This window comes from Streptomyces sp. NBC_00012 (assembly GCF_045040875.1).
GTDB lineage: Bacteria > Actinomycetota > Actinomycetes > Streptomycetales > Streptomycetaceae > Streptomyces.
Genome location: NZ_CP108309.1, coordinates 1,265,486 through 1,284,040 on the forward strand (window position 1 = coordinate 1,265,486; position 18,555 = coordinate 1,284,040).

At 70.8% G+C, this 18,555-nt stretch carries 15 protein-coding genes; 9 read left to right on the forward strand and 6 right to left on the reverse strand.

What is annotated here, in order from left to right; translation table 11 throughout:
- Positions 1–430 precede the first annotated feature (430 nt).
- Positions 431–628, forward strand: coding sequence for a hypothetical protein (locus tag OHA19_RS06000; protein ID WP_405749591.1), 198 nt, complete (start codon positions 431–433; stop codon positions 626–628).
- Between the two features lie 352 nt (positions 629–980).
- Here the strand turns inward: OHA19_RS06000 and OHA19_RS06005 are convergent, their stop codons facing one another.
- The 4 genes from OHA19_RS06005 to OHA19_RS06020 form a co-directional block, all read right to left on the reverse strand.
- Positions 981–1,463, reverse strand: coding sequence for a helix-turn-helix domain-containing protein (locus OHA19_RS06005; RefSeq protein WP_405749593.1), 483 nt, complete (start codon positions 1,461–1,463; stop codon positions 981–983).
- A 339-nt stretch (positions 1,464–1,802) separates the two neighbouring features.
- Positions 1,803–3,416 (reverse strand): TnsA endonuclease N-terminal domain-containing protein, encoded by a 1,614-nt coding sequence (locus tag OHA19_RS06010; RefSeq protein ID WP_405749595.1) that lies wholly within the window; start codon positions 3,414–3,416, stop codon positions 1,803–1,805.
- 676 nt (positions 3,417–4,092) lie between these two features.
- On the reverse strand, positions 4,093–5,334 hold the full coding sequence (locus OHA19_RS06015) for an MBL fold metallo-hydrolase (RefSeq protein ID WP_405749597.1): 1,242 nt from the start codon (positions 5,332–5,334) through the stop codon (positions 4,093–4,095).
- Between the two features lie 99 nt (positions 5,335–5,433).
- The gene (locus tag OHA19_RS06020; RefSeq protein ID WP_405719103.1) at positions 5,434–5,874 is read right to left on the reverse strand and encodes a PPOX class F420-dependent oxidoreductase; all 441 of its coding nucleotides are present in this window, start codon (positions 5,872–5,874) and stop codon (positions 5,434–5,436) included.
- A gap of 162 nt (positions 5,875–6,036) precedes the next feature.
- Here OHA19_RS06020 and OHA19_RS06025 point away from each other — a divergent pair, with 162 nt between their 5' ends.
- From OHA19_RS06025 to OHA19_RS06035, 3 genes are all read left to right on the forward strand, one after another.
- Positions 6,037–6,600, forward strand: coding sequence for a carboxymuconolactone decarboxylase family protein (locus tag OHA19_RS06025; RefSeq protein WP_405719100.1), 564 nt, complete (start codon positions 6,037–6,039; stop codon positions 6,598–6,600).
- A 200-nt stretch (positions 6,601–6,800) separates the two neighbouring features.
- Positions 6,801–10,529 carry a S8 family serine peptidase gene (locus OHA19_RS06030; protein WP_405719097.1) on the forward strand — a complete coding sequence of 1,243 codons (3,729 nt, stop codon included), beginning with the start codon at positions 6,801–6,803 and terminating at the stop codon, positions 10,527–10,529.
- 125 nt (positions 10,530–10,654) lie between these two features.
- Positions 10,655–11,245, forward strand: coding sequence for a TetR/AcrR family transcriptional regulator (locus OHA19_RS06035; protein ID WP_405719094.1), 591 nt, complete (start codon positions 10,655–10,657; stop codon positions 11,243–11,245).
- A gap of 194 nt (positions 11,246–11,439) precedes the next feature.
- Here OHA19_RS06035 and OHA19_RS06040 read toward each other — a convergent pair whose 3' ends face one another.
- Positions 11,440–12,441: a DUF6745 domain-containing protein gene (locus OHA19_RS06040; RefSeq protein ID WP_405749599.1), complete on the reverse strand. Its 1,002-nt coding sequence runs from the start codon at positions 12,439–12,441 to the stop codon at positions 11,440–11,442.
- A gap of 167 nt (positions 12,442–12,608) precedes the next feature.
- Positions 12,609–12,935 carry a hypothetical protein gene (locus OHA19_RS06045; RefSeq protein ID WP_405719089.1) on the reverse strand — a complete coding sequence of 109 codons (327 nt, stop codon included), beginning with the start codon at positions 12,933–12,935 and terminating at the stop codon, positions 12,609–12,611.
- A 253-nt stretch (positions 12,936–13,188) separates the two neighbouring features.
- Between OHA19_RS06045 and OHA19_RS06050 the strand changes: the two genes are divergently transcribed.
- From OHA19_RS06050 to OHA19_RS06070, 5 genes are all read left to right on the forward strand, one after another.
- Positions 13,189–14,145 (forward strand): STM4015 family protein, encoded by a 957-nt coding sequence (locus OHA19_RS06050; RefSeq protein WP_405749601.1) that lies wholly within the window; start codon positions 13,189–13,191, stop codon positions 14,143–14,145.
- A gap of 6 nt (positions 14,146–14,151) precedes the next feature.
- Complete coding sequence (locus OHA19_RS06055; protein ID WP_405719083.1) at positions 14,152–15,123, forward strand: STM4015 family protein; 972 nt, start codon at positions 14,152–14,154, stop codon at positions 15,121–15,123.
- The gene (locus tag OHA19_RS06060; RefSeq protein WP_405749603.1) at positions 15,104–16,258 is read left to right on the forward strand and encodes an STM4014 family protein; all 1,155 of its coding nucleotides are present in this window, start codon (positions 15,104–15,106) and stop codon (positions 16,256–16,258) included. The genes OHA19_RS06055 and OHA19_RS06060 overlap by 20 nt, the downstream gene beginning before the upstream one ends.
- Positions 16,259–16,370: 112 nt before the next feature.
- Entirely contained in the window at positions 16,371–17,186 is an 816-nt protein-coding gene (locus tag OHA19_RS06065; RefSeq protein ID WP_405722008.1) for an STM4013/SEN3800 family hydrolase, read from the forward strand.
- Complete coding sequence (locus tag OHA19_RS06070) at positions 17,183–18,547, forward strand: STM4012 family radical SAM protein (protein ID WP_405749605.1); 1,365 nt, start codon at positions 17,183–17,185, stop codon at positions 18,545–18,547. The genes OHA19_RS06065 and OHA19_RS06070 overlap by 4 nt, the downstream gene beginning before the upstream one ends.
- The last annotated feature ends 8 nt before the right edge of the window (positions 18,548–18,555 follow it).

Consider the following 18,555-nt stretch of genomic DNA (forward strand, 5'->3'; position numbering starts at 1 on the left):
CCCCAGCCGTGAGTCCACCGACCGGATCGCTTCAACGCTACCGGAGCGGACAACCTCGTAGTGAAGCTCTCCGCGATCGATGGACACTCTGTCTCGTGGCTCTGCCCACCGGTTGGGACTCGATCGGTATTTCGGCACCCCTGAGGAAACCGCGCCCCTCCTCAGGCGCCCGCCGGACGCGGACGACCAAGCCCGATGGCGCGGATCCCCGCGTCGGCAGCGGCACAAAGTACTGCTCCATTGAGTGCGGTGTGACGGCAGCGGTCGCGGCGACGGTGGTCGTGGGTGCTGCCGTGGTGGTCTGTCACCGGCGTGTGGCGGCGTCCGCGCGCGCTTCGGGGGACCGGGCCTACGCCCAGGGCACGGCCGGCATCGTCCTCATGGCCGTTGCCTGTACGAGGCGGCGGTCTTCCCTTTCGTTGCCGGTTCGGTGAACGAGGAGGAGCAACAGGCGTGCCGTACCCTCGCCTACCGGTTCGCCACCTACGACGCCCTGCCCCGGCAGGTGCGCGTGGCGGCGGCGGAGGCGCTGGAGAGTATCGACGACGGCCAAGACAAGAAGACGGCACAGACCACGGTGAGGGCGCTGACGATGTCGGTCTACGGCCACCGCCTGGACAACCGCTGACCCGCACCACTACCCATCAGCAACTCCCCACGCCGCGCTCACTTTCCAGCAACATAAGGCTGTCGTGGGTCGTTTCGGTCGCTGACGGCCGACGCGGCCCGACCCGCCCGTCGCCTTCAGGGCGGCACGCGGACACAGTTGCCCGGCGCGGCCGGAGCCTTGTGGCGAGCCAGAGTTCCCAGGGATCGCTTCCGTCTCCGCTGATGCCGGGGCGCACTGCGGAAGGAGGGGGACCTCGACTGGCGGGATCTGTCCCCTGTCAGAGGCTACATGCCGGGAATCCTCCCCCAGCGTGATCTCCTCGAGGGCTGAGGCATGGACGGCCGCCGGGCACCCTACGGCCGCTGCGGATTCACCGCCGTGGTGTGGACGCCGCTGAGGGCTGTCGGACGCTATCCCGGTCCGCGCGCTGTGTAGATCGGCTTGTCCCCGTCGCGCAGACGCTGGTGAGGGAGAACAGGAGTTGCCTGGCAGCAGCAGGGAGCCTTCCCCGCGGGTGTAACTGTGCCGGAGGACACGCTCGGCCTCCAGCAGGAGCACATCCAGGTTCCTCATGTTCCTCTGCCTTGGCTGCCATCCAGAGAACTCGGAAGCGTTCGCTCGGCTCGTCCAGCAACTGTTCCTGGGTCGTGTTGGAGGCCGGCATTCGCATACCGAGCGCGAGAGCCACGTCAAGGACGGTTTCCCACGGCTGGACCTTCCGGCCGGAGAACACGTTGGAGACGGTGGTCTTACTCCTCCCTGTGTAGCGCGCAATGTCGGCCTGACTGAAGCCTCCTGCGGCCTGGCGGAAGGTCGGCCCCCTCGACTCGCCCTTGCGCCCCGTCTCAGGCACCCCCTCCCTTCCGTCGCCACCGGGCCCAGACCTGGTTCGTGATCCAGACGATGAAGGCGACGACAAGTCCGGCGATAACGTTCTTGGCGATCTCGTCCATGGAGATGAGCGTTGTGCACGTCCGGGGTCTCCTGGACAGTTGTGGACAACTGGCTGTGGTCCACCTGCTGAGCCCTTACTGGAGATGGGGCCGTTCGCGACTGCTGGCGCCGTACGCATGTCGCTCGTCGTCGTGGAGCTGTCCGGATGTGGCGACGCGAACCGCAAGGAAGCCCCTCGCGAGCAAGCACTGGCAGCAGTCCAGCCCCGGCCGGGCCGGTTCCTGAAGAGCTTCCTGAGCTACTCGGCTTTCCACCGGGTGATGAGGTGCTCCTTCCAGCCCTTGGGTGGAGGCCAGGGGACGCCCCAGTCCGCGAGCTGCTCCCGGGTCCAGCCGCCTGCGGGAGTGCGGGCAAGTTCGATCTCCTCCGGGGAAGGGGCGATGCACGTGGGGGCGGGTGCGGGACCGGTCTCCCCGGGGAGACGGTCGGGTGCGGGCACGACCGGGTCCGACGGAGTGCTGGGGCGGTTTGATGGTGGGGCCGGGCGGAGCCGGTAGGGGCGGCTATGCCATGTCCAGCCATGCTTGAGGATCAAGGAACACAGGTCCAACGTATCCAGGGGCGGAGAATCGGCTGCGGCTACGACCTGCGGCCAGGTGAGCTCTCCCTGTGCATCGAGGGCGGCGGCCAGCGCCATCTCCAGACGCGGGTCGACCGTGCGGTGTTCGAGCAGTCGGCGGGTGCGGTTGCCATCCGTGGCCACGAGGCCCCAGCCCCGTAGCCGACAGAACTCCTCGGTGGCCCGGTACTTGGCGACGTTGATGCCCATCGCCATTTCGTAGACGGGTTTGACCTCGATGAGGATGCAACGGCCGTCCACGGTCGCGGCCAGGAGATCCGGGTAGTAGGTGCGCTGTTGCCCGGCAAACTCGTAGCTGATGGCCAGGGGTTGTTCCTGGTAGTACGCGATCTGCGGCGCGAAGCTGAGCAGTTGGATCACTCTCAGCTCTGTCCCTGACTCGTACGACACATCACGGTCCAGCTTCGGGCAATGCCACACTCCGAAGCGTCCCCGGTCGGCGCTCTCCTCCTCCCGGAGGGTTTCCAATTCAGTGCGTGGCGGGGCCGGTTCGGGCTCGCCGAACCAGGTGATCTCACCGGCCAGAGCTTCCCAGCGTCGGCTGGCACGTTCGATACGTCGCTCCCCTGTCGCTTCACGACGGGCCGACTCGTGCCGCAGGATGCGTATCGTCGACGCCTCTGCAGCCAGGTTGTCCGCACGTACCTTGTCCGCGCCGGCCAACCGTGCCAGAAGAGGTATCGCCTGCCGAGGCGTGACCGAGGGCAGCAGCACGTCTGACAGGTCGAGTAGCCGTTCCGCCGCCGATGGCCCTGCCTCGGGCGGAACCCGCTGCACACAGCTCAGCTCGGCCAGTACCTGTCGGAGCTTTCGCGAAGCCGGAGCGTCGATTTTGGCCAGGCGACGGATCGCCCTCGTCTGCAGTTGCCGAACCCTCTCCCGCGACACGCCGAGGGTCTCTGCGACCTTCTCCAGGGTTTGGGCCGGTTGATCGTCAAGTCCCAGGCGACGGGAGAGGACCTCCCGGTCCCGCTCCGCGGGCATCTCATCCACGGCCGCGGCCACCAGCTCCCTCAAGACGAGCACCGTGTCGGCATCGCGTTCGGCGATCAATGGCCAGTTGGCCGTCAGGCGCACGGCGCCCGGGCACACGCACTCGAGCAGCCAGTGGTCCAGCAGCACTTCGCCGTCGTGCCACAACCGCCGGGCCGCTGTCCGCCGTACCGCCACGGCTTTGGCCGCCAGGTCGTGAACCACTTGTCGGGCTAGGAAGACCTCGCGGCGCTCGGGACGCAGCACATGGCCGGTCACGTGCTCCCAGTCCGCCAGCACCTCGGCCGTCGAACTCGCCGCGGCTGCTCCCAGGGGCTCGGTGGACGCGTGCGCCCTGTGACGCTCACGCCGTTCACGGAGACGCCGCTCGGCACCCACCTCTCGCCAGGCGTAGCCAGGATCCGCGGCCAGCCGAGACCTCAGCCAATCCAGCGGATCGTCGGCGGCCGAGTCGGACCGTGGAACGAACCGGTCCAGACGCGCATGGACACCGCCCGTCGTACGGCCGTGCCGCTCAGCGAGTTCGGACAGAGCCAGCCCTTCGCGCACGCCTTCGACAAGCTGAGCGTCCTCCTCTTCGCTCCAGGCACGGCCACGCCTCGCCCCGGCCGCCTGATCCTGCACGCTCTCTCCCCCTCGGTTCCGGCCGTTGTGGGGGCAGTATGCCTGCTGGTGCTGACAACACGCCGCTACGGACTCCCGGCGCTACCCTGCCCCGCCTGCTTGAGGGGCCCGTGTCCGTTCGCAATTCGCGCCGGCACCTCCCAGGTTTCCTTGGCAGTCAACGACAACTGGGAGCGGTCCCTTTTGCGTCGGCAGGGCCTGAACTGCTCGGCATCCGCCGCACGCTCCCGGCGGGGCGCGCCGTCCAGCGAACGCACCAAGCGGTCTCGCTCTACGCCGGGAAGACGTGCCAGCAGGCGCACGATCCGACGGAGGTCATTCTCGCTCGCTGTCATCGATCACCCGCAAGGTCGAGATCGTGCCTGGGGGCCTCGGCAGCAGCCTGCGTCGGCCGGGGCCGACGCCACGGGTGAGCGATCGGATGGGACACCCCACGCCACCAAGGGTCAGAGGGTAGGTTCCCCGCAGGTTCGAATGGCTCGCCAGGACGGGGGAACGCCACCACCTGGCCGGCCTCCTCGGCCGCGTCCTTGGTCCACTCTCCCGGCTCCGCCCACGCATGTGGGGCCAGGTTGAACGTAGCCCAGTGGATCGGCAGGAGCACGCCGACCGGGGCGCCTCCCTGCAGGTCAAGATGGGCCTGCACCCCCTGGGCAGGCGACATATGAATGTCTGGCCAGGCCCCGGGCAGCGGCGTATGGTCCGTGTGGTTCTTGGGCCAGTACTCGGAATAGGCGCCGATCTGGATCATCGTCGCGTCAAACGGACCGTGCTCGGCGCCGATGTCCTTGAAGCCGGGGAAATACCCGGTGTCGCCGCTGTGGTAGATCCGGTGCTCGGGGCCGGCGACGGCCCAGGACGCCCAGAGCGTGTGCTGCTGATTGCGCAGGCCACGGCCGCAGAAGTGCCGCGCCGGGGTGGCGGTCAGGCTTATCCCGGCGATCTTCGTGGTCTCGTTCCAGTCCAGCTCGCGCATCCGGTCGGTGGACACGCCCCACCGCTCCAGGTGGGCGCCGACCCCCAGCGGGGCGGCGAACACCGTGTCCGTCCCTGCGAGCGCGCGGATCGTCGGCAGATCGAGGTGGTCGTAGTGGTCGTGGGAGATCACCACCGCGTCCACGGGGCCGAGCGCGGCCAGCGGCAGCGGCACGGGGTGCAGCCGCTTGGGCCCGGCGAAGGCGAAGGGCGAGCAGCGCTCGCCCCACACCGGGTCGAAGAGCACCCGTCGGCCGTCGATCTCGGCGAGCACACTGGAATGGCCCATCCAGGTGAGCCGCAGCCCAGTGGCGGGCGTATCCGCGAGGTCCGCGTAGGTGGTGGCGTGGACGGGCACGGTGCCGGCCGGCGACCGGCGCGCCCGCTCCTCCTTGCGGAAGTAGACCTTCGCGAACTCCAGGGTGGATCCGGACGGCCTGGTCCGCGCCCCCACCGGGTTCTGGAAGACGCCGTCGGCGAAGTTGGGCGAGCGGCGGATGCGCTCCATGCGCGCACCGCCCGGGTCTGCGCCGAATGCGGCGGGACGCAGCGAACGCAGCCGGGTACGGAGCGGAGGCAAGGGGTCTGCGCCGGTCACGGCATCTCCTGGGTGAGTCGGTGTCGTCTCATTATGGGCGGGGGGTACGACGGTGCGAGAGCGGAGAGTCCGGGGGAACGCCGGCCGGACCGGGCCGGGTCAGCCACGCGGCTGCCCGTACACACGCTCGATGCGCAGCCGGAGCACGATGCGCCGGTCCCGGACCATGGCACTGCGGTAGTCGTCCCAGTCGGGGTGTTCGCCCTGGACGTCGCGGTAGAGCGCGACTAGCTCCTCCACCGTCGCGTCGTGCGGATCGGCGGCGACCGGGGACAGTTCGGCGGCGGCGTCCACGACCGTCCACGCCCAGCGGTCCGCGCTGGTGACGTGGTAGCTCGCCCGGGGGTCTCGGCGGAGGTTCCTCGTCTTCGCCCGGTCGTCGGTGACCGAGACGCGGACGACGCGCTCCTGGGGGTAGTAGAAGTGATTGACGTTGGACAGCTGGGGCCTGCCGTCCCGCCCGAGTGTCACCAGCACGCCGCCGTTCTCCTCGGCGAGCAGCCCGAGCAGCGCTTCCTGCTGTGCGTCGATTCCCGTCATGCCGGATCCAACGTCCGTACCCGTCGCAGGATTCCGCATCCGGCCGCACCGCCATGTCACGTCCGGGGGCACCTCGTCCGTCGCACCGGTGGAAACAACCCGTCCGGCGGTGTCGCACGACGCCTCCGGGCGGCACCCGAGCCGTACCGAAGGAGACCGGTCATGACCGTCCGAATCCCGCTCGACCCGCCCCGTACCCTGCTGTTCCGCGCCGTGTCGTGGTATTCGAACCGGACGTACGGCAAGGTCATCGATCCGCTTCGGGCCGCCGCCCACCACACGGGGGTGTTGTGGGCCGGTGCCCGTTTCGAGCTGTCGGTGGGCCGCTGGAAGAAGCTGGACCCGCAGCTCAAGGCGCTGGCCGTGATGGCGGCCGCGGCCACCGTCGGATGCGGCTGGTGCATGGATTTCGGCTACTGGGAGAACCACCGGCACGGCATGGACCCGCGCAAGCTGCGCGATGTGCCGATGTGGCGGGAGAGCGAGGTGTACTCCCCGCTGGAGCGTGACGTCATGGAGTACGCGGAGGCGATGAGCGTCACCCCGCCGGAGGTCGGTGACGAGTTGGCACAGCGGCTGCGGACCGCGCTCGGCGAGGCGGCGTTCGTGGAGCTCACGACGATGGTCGCGGTGGAGAACATGCGTTCACGGACGAATTCCGCTCTCGGGCTGACCAGCCAGGGCTTCAAGGACCGGTGCGAGGTGGAACGCCCCGCCGACCACTGACCCGGGCACGCGGAGCTCGCGGCGACCGGGATGCACGCCTCGTCTCCCGTGGCCGGTTTCCGCACCGCGCGCTCCCGGGCCCGTGCGGCGGGTAGCCGCCATGGCAGCTACCCGCCGTTCCGCGACCGGCCCCGGTCCGCCATGTTCCTGTCATTCTCGCCTCACCACCCCCTGAGAACCCACGAGTTCACGAGGTGAGAATGAGACGGACCAGATGGATGGCGGTCTGCGCCACCGCGCTCGCCGCCGCCCTTGCCGGTGGAACACTGCCCGCCGCCGCCGACAGCACCCCCGCCTTCGCGGACCCGTCCGCATCCCCGGCCATGGCCGGCCGGGGCAGCACTGTCACCCTGCTGACCGGCGATGTGGTGACGTACTCCGGCCGTGGGAACGACGTACAGATCAGCTCGATCGTGCCGGGCGCCGGGCGTGAGGCCATGGGCTTCACCCGCTTCCGGGCCGGCGGCCACGAGTACGCCGTCCCGATCGACGCCATCGGCGAGATATCCCGAGGCCGGGTGGACAGGCGGCTGTTCGATGTGACCGAGCTCGCCGCCTCGGGCTACGCGGATGCCGACACGGACTCGCTGCGCATCCTCGTCGGAGGCGCCACGGAGGCTTCGCGGAGCCCCGGCGCCCCGAAGGGAGCACGCGTCGCCACAGCCTTCCCGACCACCCGGACCACCGCACTCGAGGTGCCCAAGAAGTCGGCCGGTACCGTCTGGAAACAGCTCGGCACGCCGTCACGCGCCGGTGACCGGGGCATCGGGAAGGTATGGCTCGACGGCCGCGTGCGGGCCACGCTCGACAAGTCCGTCCCGCAGATCGGCGCCGACCGGGCACACCGGGCCGGAATCACCGGGAAGGGCACCAGGGTCGCCGTTCTCGACACCGGCTACGACCGCGGTCATCCCGATCTGAAGAACGCCGTCGTCGCCTCGCAGGACTTCACCGGGGACGGCGACGTCCAGGACATGCAGGGCCACGGCACCCATGTGTCCTCGATCATCGCCGGTTCCGGGGCCGCGTCCGCGGGCCGGTACGCGGGGGTCGCACCGGGTGCGGAACTCGTCGAGGGGAAGGTGCTCGACAACGACGGCTACGGCTACGACTCCTGGATCCTGGCCGGCATGCAGTGGGCCGTGGACCAGGACGCCAAGATCGTCAACATGAGCCTCGGCACGTCGGCGGCGTCCGACGGCACCGACCCGTTGTCCACCGCCGTCGACAGGCTCTCCGCCGAGCACGGCACGCTCTTCGTCATCGCCGCGGGCAACAGCGGCGACCACACCATCAGCGCACCCGGCGCCGCCGACGCCGCGCTGACCGTGGGTTCGGTCACCAAGTCCGGCGAGATGTCGCCGTTCTCCTCACGCGGACCGCGCGAGGGCCGGCCCGCCGTCAAGCCGGAGGTCTCGGGCCCCGGCAGCGACATCGTCGCGGCGCGCGCCGAGGGCACCCTCGACGACGCCGCCGTCACCGAGCGGTACGCCTCGCTCTCCGGTACGTCGATGGCGAGCCCCCATGTGGCGGGCGCCGCCGCCCTGCTGGCGCAGCGGCACCCCGACTGGTCCGGCGCCCGGCTGAAGGCGGCGCTGGTCGGGAGCGCCGCGCGGGTGGACGGTGCGACGGTCTCCGACACCGGTTCGGGCCTGACCGACGTGCCGGCCGCGCTGGCCACCGCAGTACTCGCCGAACCCGCCACGCTGGCCGCCGACGCCACGTACCCGAATTCCGCCGCCGAACCGCAGACCCGTGAGCTGACCTGGACGAACACCACCGACAAGCCGGTGCGGCTCACGCTCTCCGCGGGACAGGGCGGTGCGGTGCGCACCGACGCGCGGACGCTGACCGTGCCCGCGCGGTCCTCGGCCGTCTCGAGGGTCACCCTCGAACCCTCCGAGGTCGAGGCGGGAACGACGTACGACGGTGCCGTCACCGCGACCTGGCCGGGGCGCGGACGCACGACCGTACCCGTCTCGATCCAGGCCGATCCGGAGACGTACACCCTCACCCTGACCGGCCCCGCACCGCGTGCGGACAGCGAGGCCACCTCTACGGGTGTGGTGCTGCAGAACGAGCGGACCGGCGCGTCCCAGCTGATCGGGCTGAGCGGCACCGCGCCGAGGAAGGTGACGCTGCCACGCGGCAGTTACCGGGTCCTCGGGCACACCTGGGAGTACGACACGGTGGACGACACCGTCGTCGGGACGACGGCGATCCACTTCGCCCGGCGGGTGACGGTGGACCGGGACACCTCGCTCGCGCTGGACACCGAGGGCGCCCGGCCGGTGCGGATCGGGGTGGACGACGGGTCCGCCCGGATCGCGCTCCAGTCGGCGACCGGAATCGCCTCACGGATCGACACCGGCTCCGGCACCGTGGACAACGGACTCATCGCGCCGAGCTCCGCCGGTCAGTACCGCGTGGAGGCCGTGCCCAGCACCGGCGGAGCGCTGGACGGGCTCACCTTCTTCGGCGGGCTGAGCTGGCAGCAGCGGGAGGTCGACGCGCACGAGCCCGGCTCCTCACCCCAGGCCCTGAAGCTGCTGCTGTCGCAGTACAGCATCTACAGGTGGCTGGGCACCGCGACCGGTGAGGTCGTCGACATCGGCACCGGGGCGGACACCGACCCTGCGGCGATGGACCTCAAGGGCAGGATCGTGCTGTGGACACCGGCGACCAGCAACACCTCGTTCAACAACGGGCTCTACCAGAAACTGACCGACGCCGGAACGGCCGCCATCGTGTACGTCGGCTACGGGCTCTCCGTCTACCGGCCCACTCCGGTGCTCCGGCTGGACCCGTCCGGCGTGCCCGCGCTGCGGGACCGGCTGGCCCAGGGGCCGCTGACGCTGACCCTGAACGGCGTCAGCACCTCGGCGGACGCCTACTATCTGCACCACTCGGTCGACGGCCGGGTCCCGGCCGGAGCCGACTGGTTCGACCGGCGGTCCGAGCTGGCCGAGGTCCGGACCGCACAGCGCACCCACGGCTACCCGTCCGACCCCAAGGACATGTACGCCTGGACGACGTGGCACGGCCTGACGCTGTACCAGCAGACGACCCGCTACCGTCCGCCGGCCGAGCAGACGCTCCACTTCTCACCGGGCGTGGCGTGGACCACGGCGACCTTCCACTACCAGTACGACGTCGCCGACCGCGTCTATCCGCTGGGCACGCTCGTCGGCGCACCCACCGTGTACCGCGTGGACAGTGACTACCGGGACGACTGGATGTCCGCGCCTTTCAACCCGGCGCTCGGCGAACGGGCCGGTGCCGCCCAGGTCGTCAGGGAGGGCGACAAACTGAAGGTGGCCCTGCCGGTGTTCTCCGACGCGGCCGGGCACCGGGCCGAGACGGCGCCGGGCGCGGACAGCGGGAGCACGGTCCTCACGGACGACGGCGGAAGGGTGCTGGCCCGCAACGGCGCACCGGGACGCGCCACGTTCGACCTGCCGCACGAGAAGGGCTGGTACCGGCTGACCGTCGATGCCACCCGTACCTCGCCGGATCCGGTGACGTGGATGCTCGGGACCAGGGTCACCAGCGAATGGCGGCTGCGCACCGGGCACGAGAAATCGGCCGCACCGGCCCGGCTGCTGGACCTCGACTACCGGCTCCCGCTCTCCGGTGAGAACGCGGCCGACCCCGGAAAGCCGCTCGACTTCACGGTCGGTCTCACCGCACAGGGAGAACGGAAGGCGCTGCCCATCGCCTCGTTGAAGGTCTGGTACGCCACGGACGGCACCGACTGGAAGCCGGCCACGGCGACCCATGGAGCCGGCGGCCGCTGGAAGGTCACCGTGCCTGCCCTCGGGACCGCCAAGGTCGATCTGAGATCCACCGTCACGGACGCCTCGGGTGCGTCGCTGACGGAGACGCTGACCGACGCGTACAACTCCGGCTGCGCCGACATCTGGTGCTGACGGCGCGGGCCGGTGCGTAGGACACCGGCCGGAGAGGGGGCGGGGTCGTGGACGGCCTCCGCCCCCGGTCTTCCCGCGCGTGGCATATTCGCTAGGGTGACGCCGTGGCGAGAGTGCGGTTGAGCGTGGCGGAGCGACGTGAGGAGCTCTTGAGCGCTGCCATCGAACAGATCGAGGTGCGGGGGGTCGCGGCGGTCCGGATCGCCGATGTGGCCGCCGTACTCGGAGTGAGCAACGCGCTGGTGCTCTATCACTTCTCGACCAAGGAGAAGCTGGTCGCGGCGGCTTTCGCACATGCCGCCGAGGCCGACCTCGCCCAGCTGCGCAAGGTGCTGGGCCGCCGCACCAGTGCGGTACGGCGGCTGCGCGCCGCCGTGCGCTGGTACGCGCCGACGGGGCAGGCCAAGGGGTGGCGGCTGTGGATCGAGGGCTGGGCCGCCTCGCTGCGCGACCCGGCGCTGCGCAATGTGGCCGGCGACCTCGACCAGCAGTGGAAGGCGGAACTGGCCGAGGTCATCGAAGAGGGCGCCGCCGCCGGTGAGTTCCACTGCGACGACCCGATGTCGGCGGCCTGGCGGCTGACCGCCCTGCTGGACGGCCTGGCCGTCCAGACGACGTCGTACGCGGGTCCGCTCTCCCGGGCCACGATGCTGGCCTGGACCGACGAGGCACTCGCCCGCGAACTCGGCATCGACCACGAGGCACTGACGGCCTGAGCCCGGCCCAGCTCCTGTCCCCGCCCTCCCCCGGATTCGGCTCCCTGGCCCCGGCTCGGCACGTCCTCCGGCACGTGGCCCCGGCCGACGCACCAGCCGCGTAGCCCCGGCCGCCGGTCGGACCGCGCCCGCCACCGGAATCCCCGACCGGGTGACCCGGCCACGTGGCCCCGGCCGGTGCCGTCCGACGGCGCTCAGGTCTGGCGCACCGGCGCGTACACCGTGCCGTCGAGTCCGAAGGTCCAGGCCACACCGTCCTTCGCGGTCCTGGTGCCGGGCGGCACCCGCAGCCAGTAGACACGGTGCGTACCGTCCGGCTCGGGGGTGGAGTTGACCACCTCGACCATCACCACGTCCTCGTCGCCGTCCAGCGCGATCCGCCAGAGGACACCCGTCTCGTCACGGTGGACCGGCTCCGCGCCGGATTCGGTGAGGTATCGGTCGTAGCCGTAGAACTCCAGCATCACGCGGCGCAGTTCTGCGTTCTCCTCCTCGCGTATCCGCTCCGGGGTCAGGGAGTTCAGCTCCTCCAGGAACTCCGCGGGCACCGGCATGCCGCGCCAGGCGTGCAGGGCGAAACCGTCACGGTAGGCGAGCGCCGGGCCGTCCCCGCGGTCGAGCCGGCCCGCCTCGTCCCGGTGCAGCGCCTCCGGCCGCTCGCTGATCACCACGGCGCGCTCGTAGGGCCACCACCAGCCCGCGTGCCTGGCCACTTCCGCCAGCCCGTCGAGCCGGTCGCCCCGGCCGTCGAATGCGGCGAGCCAGGCCGCGTCGTGCTGGCCCAGCACCGCGTCGAGCAGCACCAGCCGGACGTCGGACTCGTCCTCGGGGCGCTCCGCGAGGTCCGCGACGACACCGGCCCTGATCCGCTCGGCGAGTGCCGCGGTGGTCTCCCAGAGCTGAGCGCCCGTGGCGGACCACAGCGCGGACCAGCCCGCCGGACCCAGTTCGTCGTACATCCGGCGGCGCTCCTGGGCCCAGGGCCGGGTCCGTATCTCGTCACGCACCGAGCGCCCGGCGTCGACGAGCTTCTCCACGGCCTCCACAGCGGCCCTGGGCGAGTCGACCCAGACGATCCGCTCCGGCTCGGCGAGTCCTGCGCTGCGGTAGGCGAGCCGCAGCCCGTCCTCGGCCGCGGACCGGTCGGCCGCGCCGGTCGCCGCTGCCACGGCCCGCCATGAGTCCACGTACTGCATCGGTCTTCCCCGTCCCCTGTGTTCTGTCTTCTATGTGTTCTGTGTTCTGTGACTGTCTTGTGCGTTGCGCGTGCCGCGTGCCACTGCCTGCGTTGTCGGTGACGCGTTGTGTGCCGCGGCGTCTACGGTCCCCCGCCCGGCCCGCTTCCGCCGGGCGCGGGCCGCCGTCAGTCCGCGACGATGCGGACCGCTCCGGGTGTGTACTCCCGCTGGCGCACCACGCGGTACCAGCCCTTCGACAGCGGTATCACCGCGTGCTCCTCGTGCACCACCCGTCCGCCCTCGGGGAGATGGAGCAGCATCGGCCCGAACACCCCTGCCTCGCGCATCAGCCGGCCCGGCCCCTGCACCGCGTGGGCATGTCCGGTGACCTCGCCCAGCGCGAGGACCATGCGGCCACGGCCGTCCCTCGGCTCCCCCGGTGCGTCCAGGAGATGCGCGGGCACCGCCGACTCCTCCAACGACACGATCAGTACATCGCCCTGCCGGTACACAGACGTCTCCCCTCGATGGCAGCACCCGCTGTGCCGGCCACGAAGAAAACGCTACGGGGCGGGTCTGACATTGATACTCGTAGCGGGTTCCGGTGACCGTGATTCAGGGGGCCGACGGCCGGCTCGCCCCGGCGGACCGGGCGGGCCCGTGGCGGCGGTCCCGGTCTCGGCGGTCCCGGTCGCGCCGTTGTCAGTGCGGCTTGATAAACCTTGTGGACATCAGCCCGTCCCCCAGTACCAGGAGCTCAGGGTCATGTCCGGTGTGGACCATCTGCACGAGTTGCTCGGCCTTCCCACTGTCGACTTCCAGCACACGACGGGTGAGGCGCCCGTGCAGGCCGCCGATGCGGCAGCCTGGCGCATCTCGGTCGATCCGTACGAAGACGAATCCGAGACGACCTGGGAGAATGCCTTCCAGGAGTTCCTGAAGGCGGTCGACCCGGCCGGGGTGCGGGCCCTGATCGTCGGTCAGTGGGGCGAGTCGTACGAGAAGGACTCGTCCTACCCGATCGATCTGATCATCGCCGCCGCCGACCGGCTGACCTCGCTGGAGGCCGTCTTCGTCGGCGACATGATCTCGGAGGAGAACGAGATCTCCTGGATCGAGCAGACGGATGTCACGGCGCTGCTGAAGGCCTTCCCCGGCCTGCTGGAACTGGGTGTGCGCGGGGGCACCGGCCTGGAATTCTCCGCCACGAAGCACGAGCGGCTGCGTTCGCTGACCATCGAGACCGGCGGTCTGCCGGTCGGGGTGATCCGCGGCATTCTGGACAGCGAGCTGCCCGCGCTGGAGCGGCTCGACCTCTGGCTCGGTGTCTCCGCGTACGGGGGCGACGCCGATGTGGCCGACCTGGCCCCGCTGCTCTCCGGCACCCGCTTCCCCCGGCTCGGTCACCTCGGTCTGCGCAACAGCGAGCTGCAGAACGAGATCGCAACGGCCGTGGCCTCCGCCCCCGTCGTCGCGCAGCTGCGGGTCCTCGACCTGTCCAACGGCACGATGGGCGACGAGGGCGCGGCGGCGCTGCTGGACGGCCAGCCGCTCACCCATCTCGAACAGCTCGATCTGCACCACCACTTCATGACCGAGCCGATGGAGCGCCGGATCGTACAGGCGCTGGAGCCGCACGGTGTGCGGGTCGATGTGTCGGAGCGCGAGAAGCCCTGGGGCGACCGCGGCGTCGAAGGCCGCTACACCTCGGCCTCGGAGTGAAGTGCCATGACCGACATCGAGCACCCGGAGTCATTCCACGGTCTGCCCGTCCACACCCTTCCCGGGCCCGGCCGGAGCTCCGACGTCCCCCTCCCGGACGCCGGTTCGGTCGCGTGGCGGCTGGAGAGCGCCTGGCAGGGCGATCTCACGTTCGGCCCCCTGTGGCAGCACTTCCTCGACACGGTCGACACGACGCAGGTGCGGGCCCTGGTGATCGGCGCCTGGTGGCAGGAGGAGTACGAGCCGTTCGCCCCGGTCGTCGATCTGCTGGTCGCTCACGCCGACCGTTTTCCCGCGCTGCGGGCGCTGTTCCTCGCCGATGTCGTCAGCGAGGAATGCGAATTGTCGTGGCTGGAGATGTGCGACATCACCCCGGTGGTCGAGGCGTTCGGGGAGCTGGAGGAGCTGACGGTGCGCGGCTCCGGCGAAGAGGTCGGCGACCGGCCGGTGATCGGGCTGCGGCCGGTGCGGCACAAGTCGCTCAAGTCACTGCGGTTCGAGTCCGGCGGGCTCCCGTCCGACGTCGTGCGCGCGATCGGCGCCTGCGAACTGCCCGCGCTGGAACGGCTCGAACTCTGGCTCGGCGTCACCGAGTACGGCGGGGACGCCACGGTCGAGGACCTCGCTCCGCTGCTCTCGGGCGCGACATTCCCCGCCCTGCGCCATCTGGGGCTGCAGAACAGTGAGATCCAGGACGAGATCGCGGCCGCCGTGGCCTCCGCCCCGGTGGTCGCCCAGCTGGAATCGCTCTCCCTCGCGATGGGGACCCTGGGCGACGAAGGCGCCGAGGCACTGCTCTCGGGCCAGCCGCTCACCCATCTGAAGTCGCTGGATCTGCACCACCACTACATGAGCGACCCGATGGTGGAACGCCTGCGGAACCTTCTCGGAACCGAGCGGGTGAACGGCGAGATCGACGATGTCGAGTACTGGGATCCGGAAGAGGACATCGACCGCTATGTCGCCGTCAGCGAGTAGTACGGCGGGCCCGGCGCCGCGCTTCGCCGTCGTGGGTGTGCCCGGCAACCGCCGGGTCACGTTCTTCCAGGACGCCGTGCGCGCCGCCGGGCTGCCGGCAGCGCGCGTCGTGCCCTGGTCGGCGGTCCTGCGCGGCGAAGCCGTCTTCCTGCCCGGCGAGACCGTACGGCTGGACTCGCCGGGTGAGGACGCCGAGGTGGAGCGGCTTCTGCGGAGCGTCGACGATCCGACCAGGGTCGAGGGATCCGCCCTCTGGTACGCCCGGTTCACCGAGGCCGTGCGGACGGTGGCGCGGGCGGCGTCCGCTGCCGGTGCCGAACTGCTCGACGACCCCGGTGATGTCGCGGTCCTCTTCGACAAGCGGCTCTGCCATGGGGTACTGGACGGGGCCGGGGTGCCGGTCCCGGCGTCACCGACCTCGGGGGCCGCGGCACCCGTGGTGCGGGACTGGGCGGACGTACGCGAGCGGATGGCGGACCTCGGCATGTCCAGGGTCTTCGTGAAGCTCGCGCACGGCTCGTCCGCCTCGGGGGTCCTGGCCGTGGAGACGGCCGGGCCGGGCCGCATCAGGACCACCACCTCGGTGGAGCGCGACGCGTCCGGCCGGCTCTTCAATTCCCTGCGGGTGCGCCGCATCACGACGGAGCCGGAGATCGCGGCGATCGTCGACGCGCTCGCACCCGACGGGCTGCACATCGAGCGCTGGCTGCCCAAGGCCACCCAGCGCGGCCGGGCGACGGACCTGCGGGTCGTGGTGGTGGCCGGCCGGGCCACCCATGCCGTGGTGCGCACCAGCCACTCCCCCATGACCAATCTTCACCTCGGCGGCGAGCGCGGGGATCTCGACGCCGTCCGCGCGGCCGTCGAGACGGCGGGCGGCAGCTGGGGCGAAGCCCTGGCCGTGTGCGAACGGGCCGCGGCGTGCTTCCCGGACACCCTGTGCGTGGGCGTCGATCTGCTGCCCTCGACCGGCTGGCGGCGCTTCGCCGTCGGCGAGGTCAACGCCTTCGGCGACCTGCTGCCGCGCCTGACCGGGCTTCCCGGCAGCGGCGCCGAGGGACTGGACACGTACGCGGCGCAGGTCGCCGCCGTACAGAACAGAGCAAGGAACCACCGTGCAACCGCCACTGCCTGACACCACCCCCGCACCCGCGGACGCCGGGAACCCGGACATGAACGAGCCCCGCATCAACGACCCGCACACGGGCGAGCCGCGCGTCAACGACCCGCACACGGGCGAGCCGGACATGAGCGGGATCGTGGGCAGCCACGATCTGCTGCTCGTCACCCTCGACACATTGCGCTACGACGTGGCGGTGGAGCTCGCCGCCGAAGGGCGCATTCCGCACCTGGCGCGTCATCTGCCGGGCGGTGTCTGGGAGAAGCGGCATGCGCCGGGAAGCTTCACCTACGCCTCCCACCAGGCGATCTTCGCGGGATTCCTGCCGACACCGGCCGGCCCGGGACCGCACCCGCGGCTTTTCGCGGCGCGTTTCGCCGGCAGTGAGTCCACCGCCCCGGGCACGTTTGTCTTCGACACGCCGGATCTGCTGTCCGGACTCTCCGGGGTGGGCTACCGCACGGTGTGCATCGGCGGTGTCGGCTTCTTCAACCGGCAGCCGCCGCTCGGTTCCGTACTGCCGGACATGTTCCAGGAGAGCCACTGGGAGCCGGAGTTCGGTGTGGCGTCGCCCACCTCCTTCGAGGCCCAGGTGACCCGTGCCGAGCAGATCGTCGCCGAACTCCCGGCGGAGCAGCGGCTGTTCCTCTTCGTCAATGTCTCCGCCCTGCACCAGCCCAACTGGTTCCACCAGCCGGGGGCCACCCGCGAGGCGGGCGACTCCCGCGCCACCCATGCCGCTGCACTGGAGTACGTCGACGCCCACATCGGCAGGCTGTTCGCCGCCGCCAGCAGCCGCCGCCGCTGTTTCGCCATCGTCTGCTCGGACCACGGCACGGCGTACGGGGACGACGGCTACAACGGGCACCGGCTCGGTCACGAGTCCGTCTGGACCGTTCCGTACGCGCACTTCTTCCTGGACCCGGGGGCCACCGCATCATGAGCCGCACCACGACCGCCGCACCGGCTGTCCGGCCGTACCAGAGCTATGTGTACGCCTACCCGCACAAGACCGCCTACCGGCCGCTCGCCGACCGGCCGGGGCTGCGCGAGCTGTGGGCGGCAGAGCGCAAGAACGCGCTCTCGCTCTACCTCCACATCCCGTTCTGCGAGGTCCGCTGCGGCTTCTGCAATCTGTTCACCCGGATCGGTGCTCCCGACGAGCTGACGACCCGGTACCTCGACGCGCTGGACCGGCAGGCCACCGCGGTCCGGGACGCGCTGGGTGACGACGGGCCGGTGCGGTTCGCCGCGGCCGCGTTCGGCGGCGGTACGCCCACGTTCCTCACCGCGGCGGAGCTGGAGCGGCTCTGCGACATCGCGGAGAAGCGGATGGGCGCCGATCTGCGGTCCGTTCCGCTCTCGGTCGAGACATCGCCGTCGACCGCGACGGCCGACCGGCTGGCCGTCCTCGCCGACCGCGGAACGACCAGGATCAGCATCGGGGTGCAGAGCTTCGTGGAGGCCGAAGCGCGGGCCGCCGTGCGCCCGCAGCGACGTGCCGACGTGGAAGCCTCGCTGGACCGGATACGTGACGCCTGCATCCCGGTCCTCAACATCGACCTGATCTACGGCATCGACGGCCAGACCGAGGAGAGCTGGCGCACCTCGCTGGACGCGGCGCTCGGCTGGCGGCCGGAGGAGCTCTACCTCTACCCGTTGTACGTGCGCCCCCTGACCGGGCTGGGACGGCTCGGTGCCGACAGCGAGGCCGCGGCGGACGCGGCCTGGGACGAGCAGCGGCTGCGCCTGTACCGCGCGGGCCGGGACCACCTCCTGGCCCACGGCTACGAGCAGGTCTCGATGCGGATGTTCCGTCGCGCCGACGCCCCTCGGGCGGACGGGCCCGACGACTACGCCTGCCAGACCGACGGCATGATCGGCCTTGGGTGCGGCGCCCGTTCGTACACCACGAAGCTGCACTACTCCTTCGACTACGCGGTGGAGATGCGGGAGGTGCGGGCGATCATCGACGGCTACACCGCCACCGAGGACTTCTCGCACGCGGAGGTCGGACGGTACGTCGACGGCGACGAGGCGCGCCGGCGCCACCTGCTCCAGTCGATGCTCCAGGCCGGGGGGCTGCCACTGACCGACTACCGGGAGCGGTTCGGCACCTCGCCGGCCGACGACTTCCCCCTTGAGCTGGCCCGGTTCGAGTCGCACGGCTGGCTCGACGCGTCGGCCGGGGCGTCCGGACTGCTGCGGCTCTCCCCCGAGGGCCTGGCCCACTCCGACGCGCTGGGACCGGAACTCTTCTCCCCCGACGTACGCGCCGCGATGGCCGCGTACGAACTGAAGTGAGCGCGCCG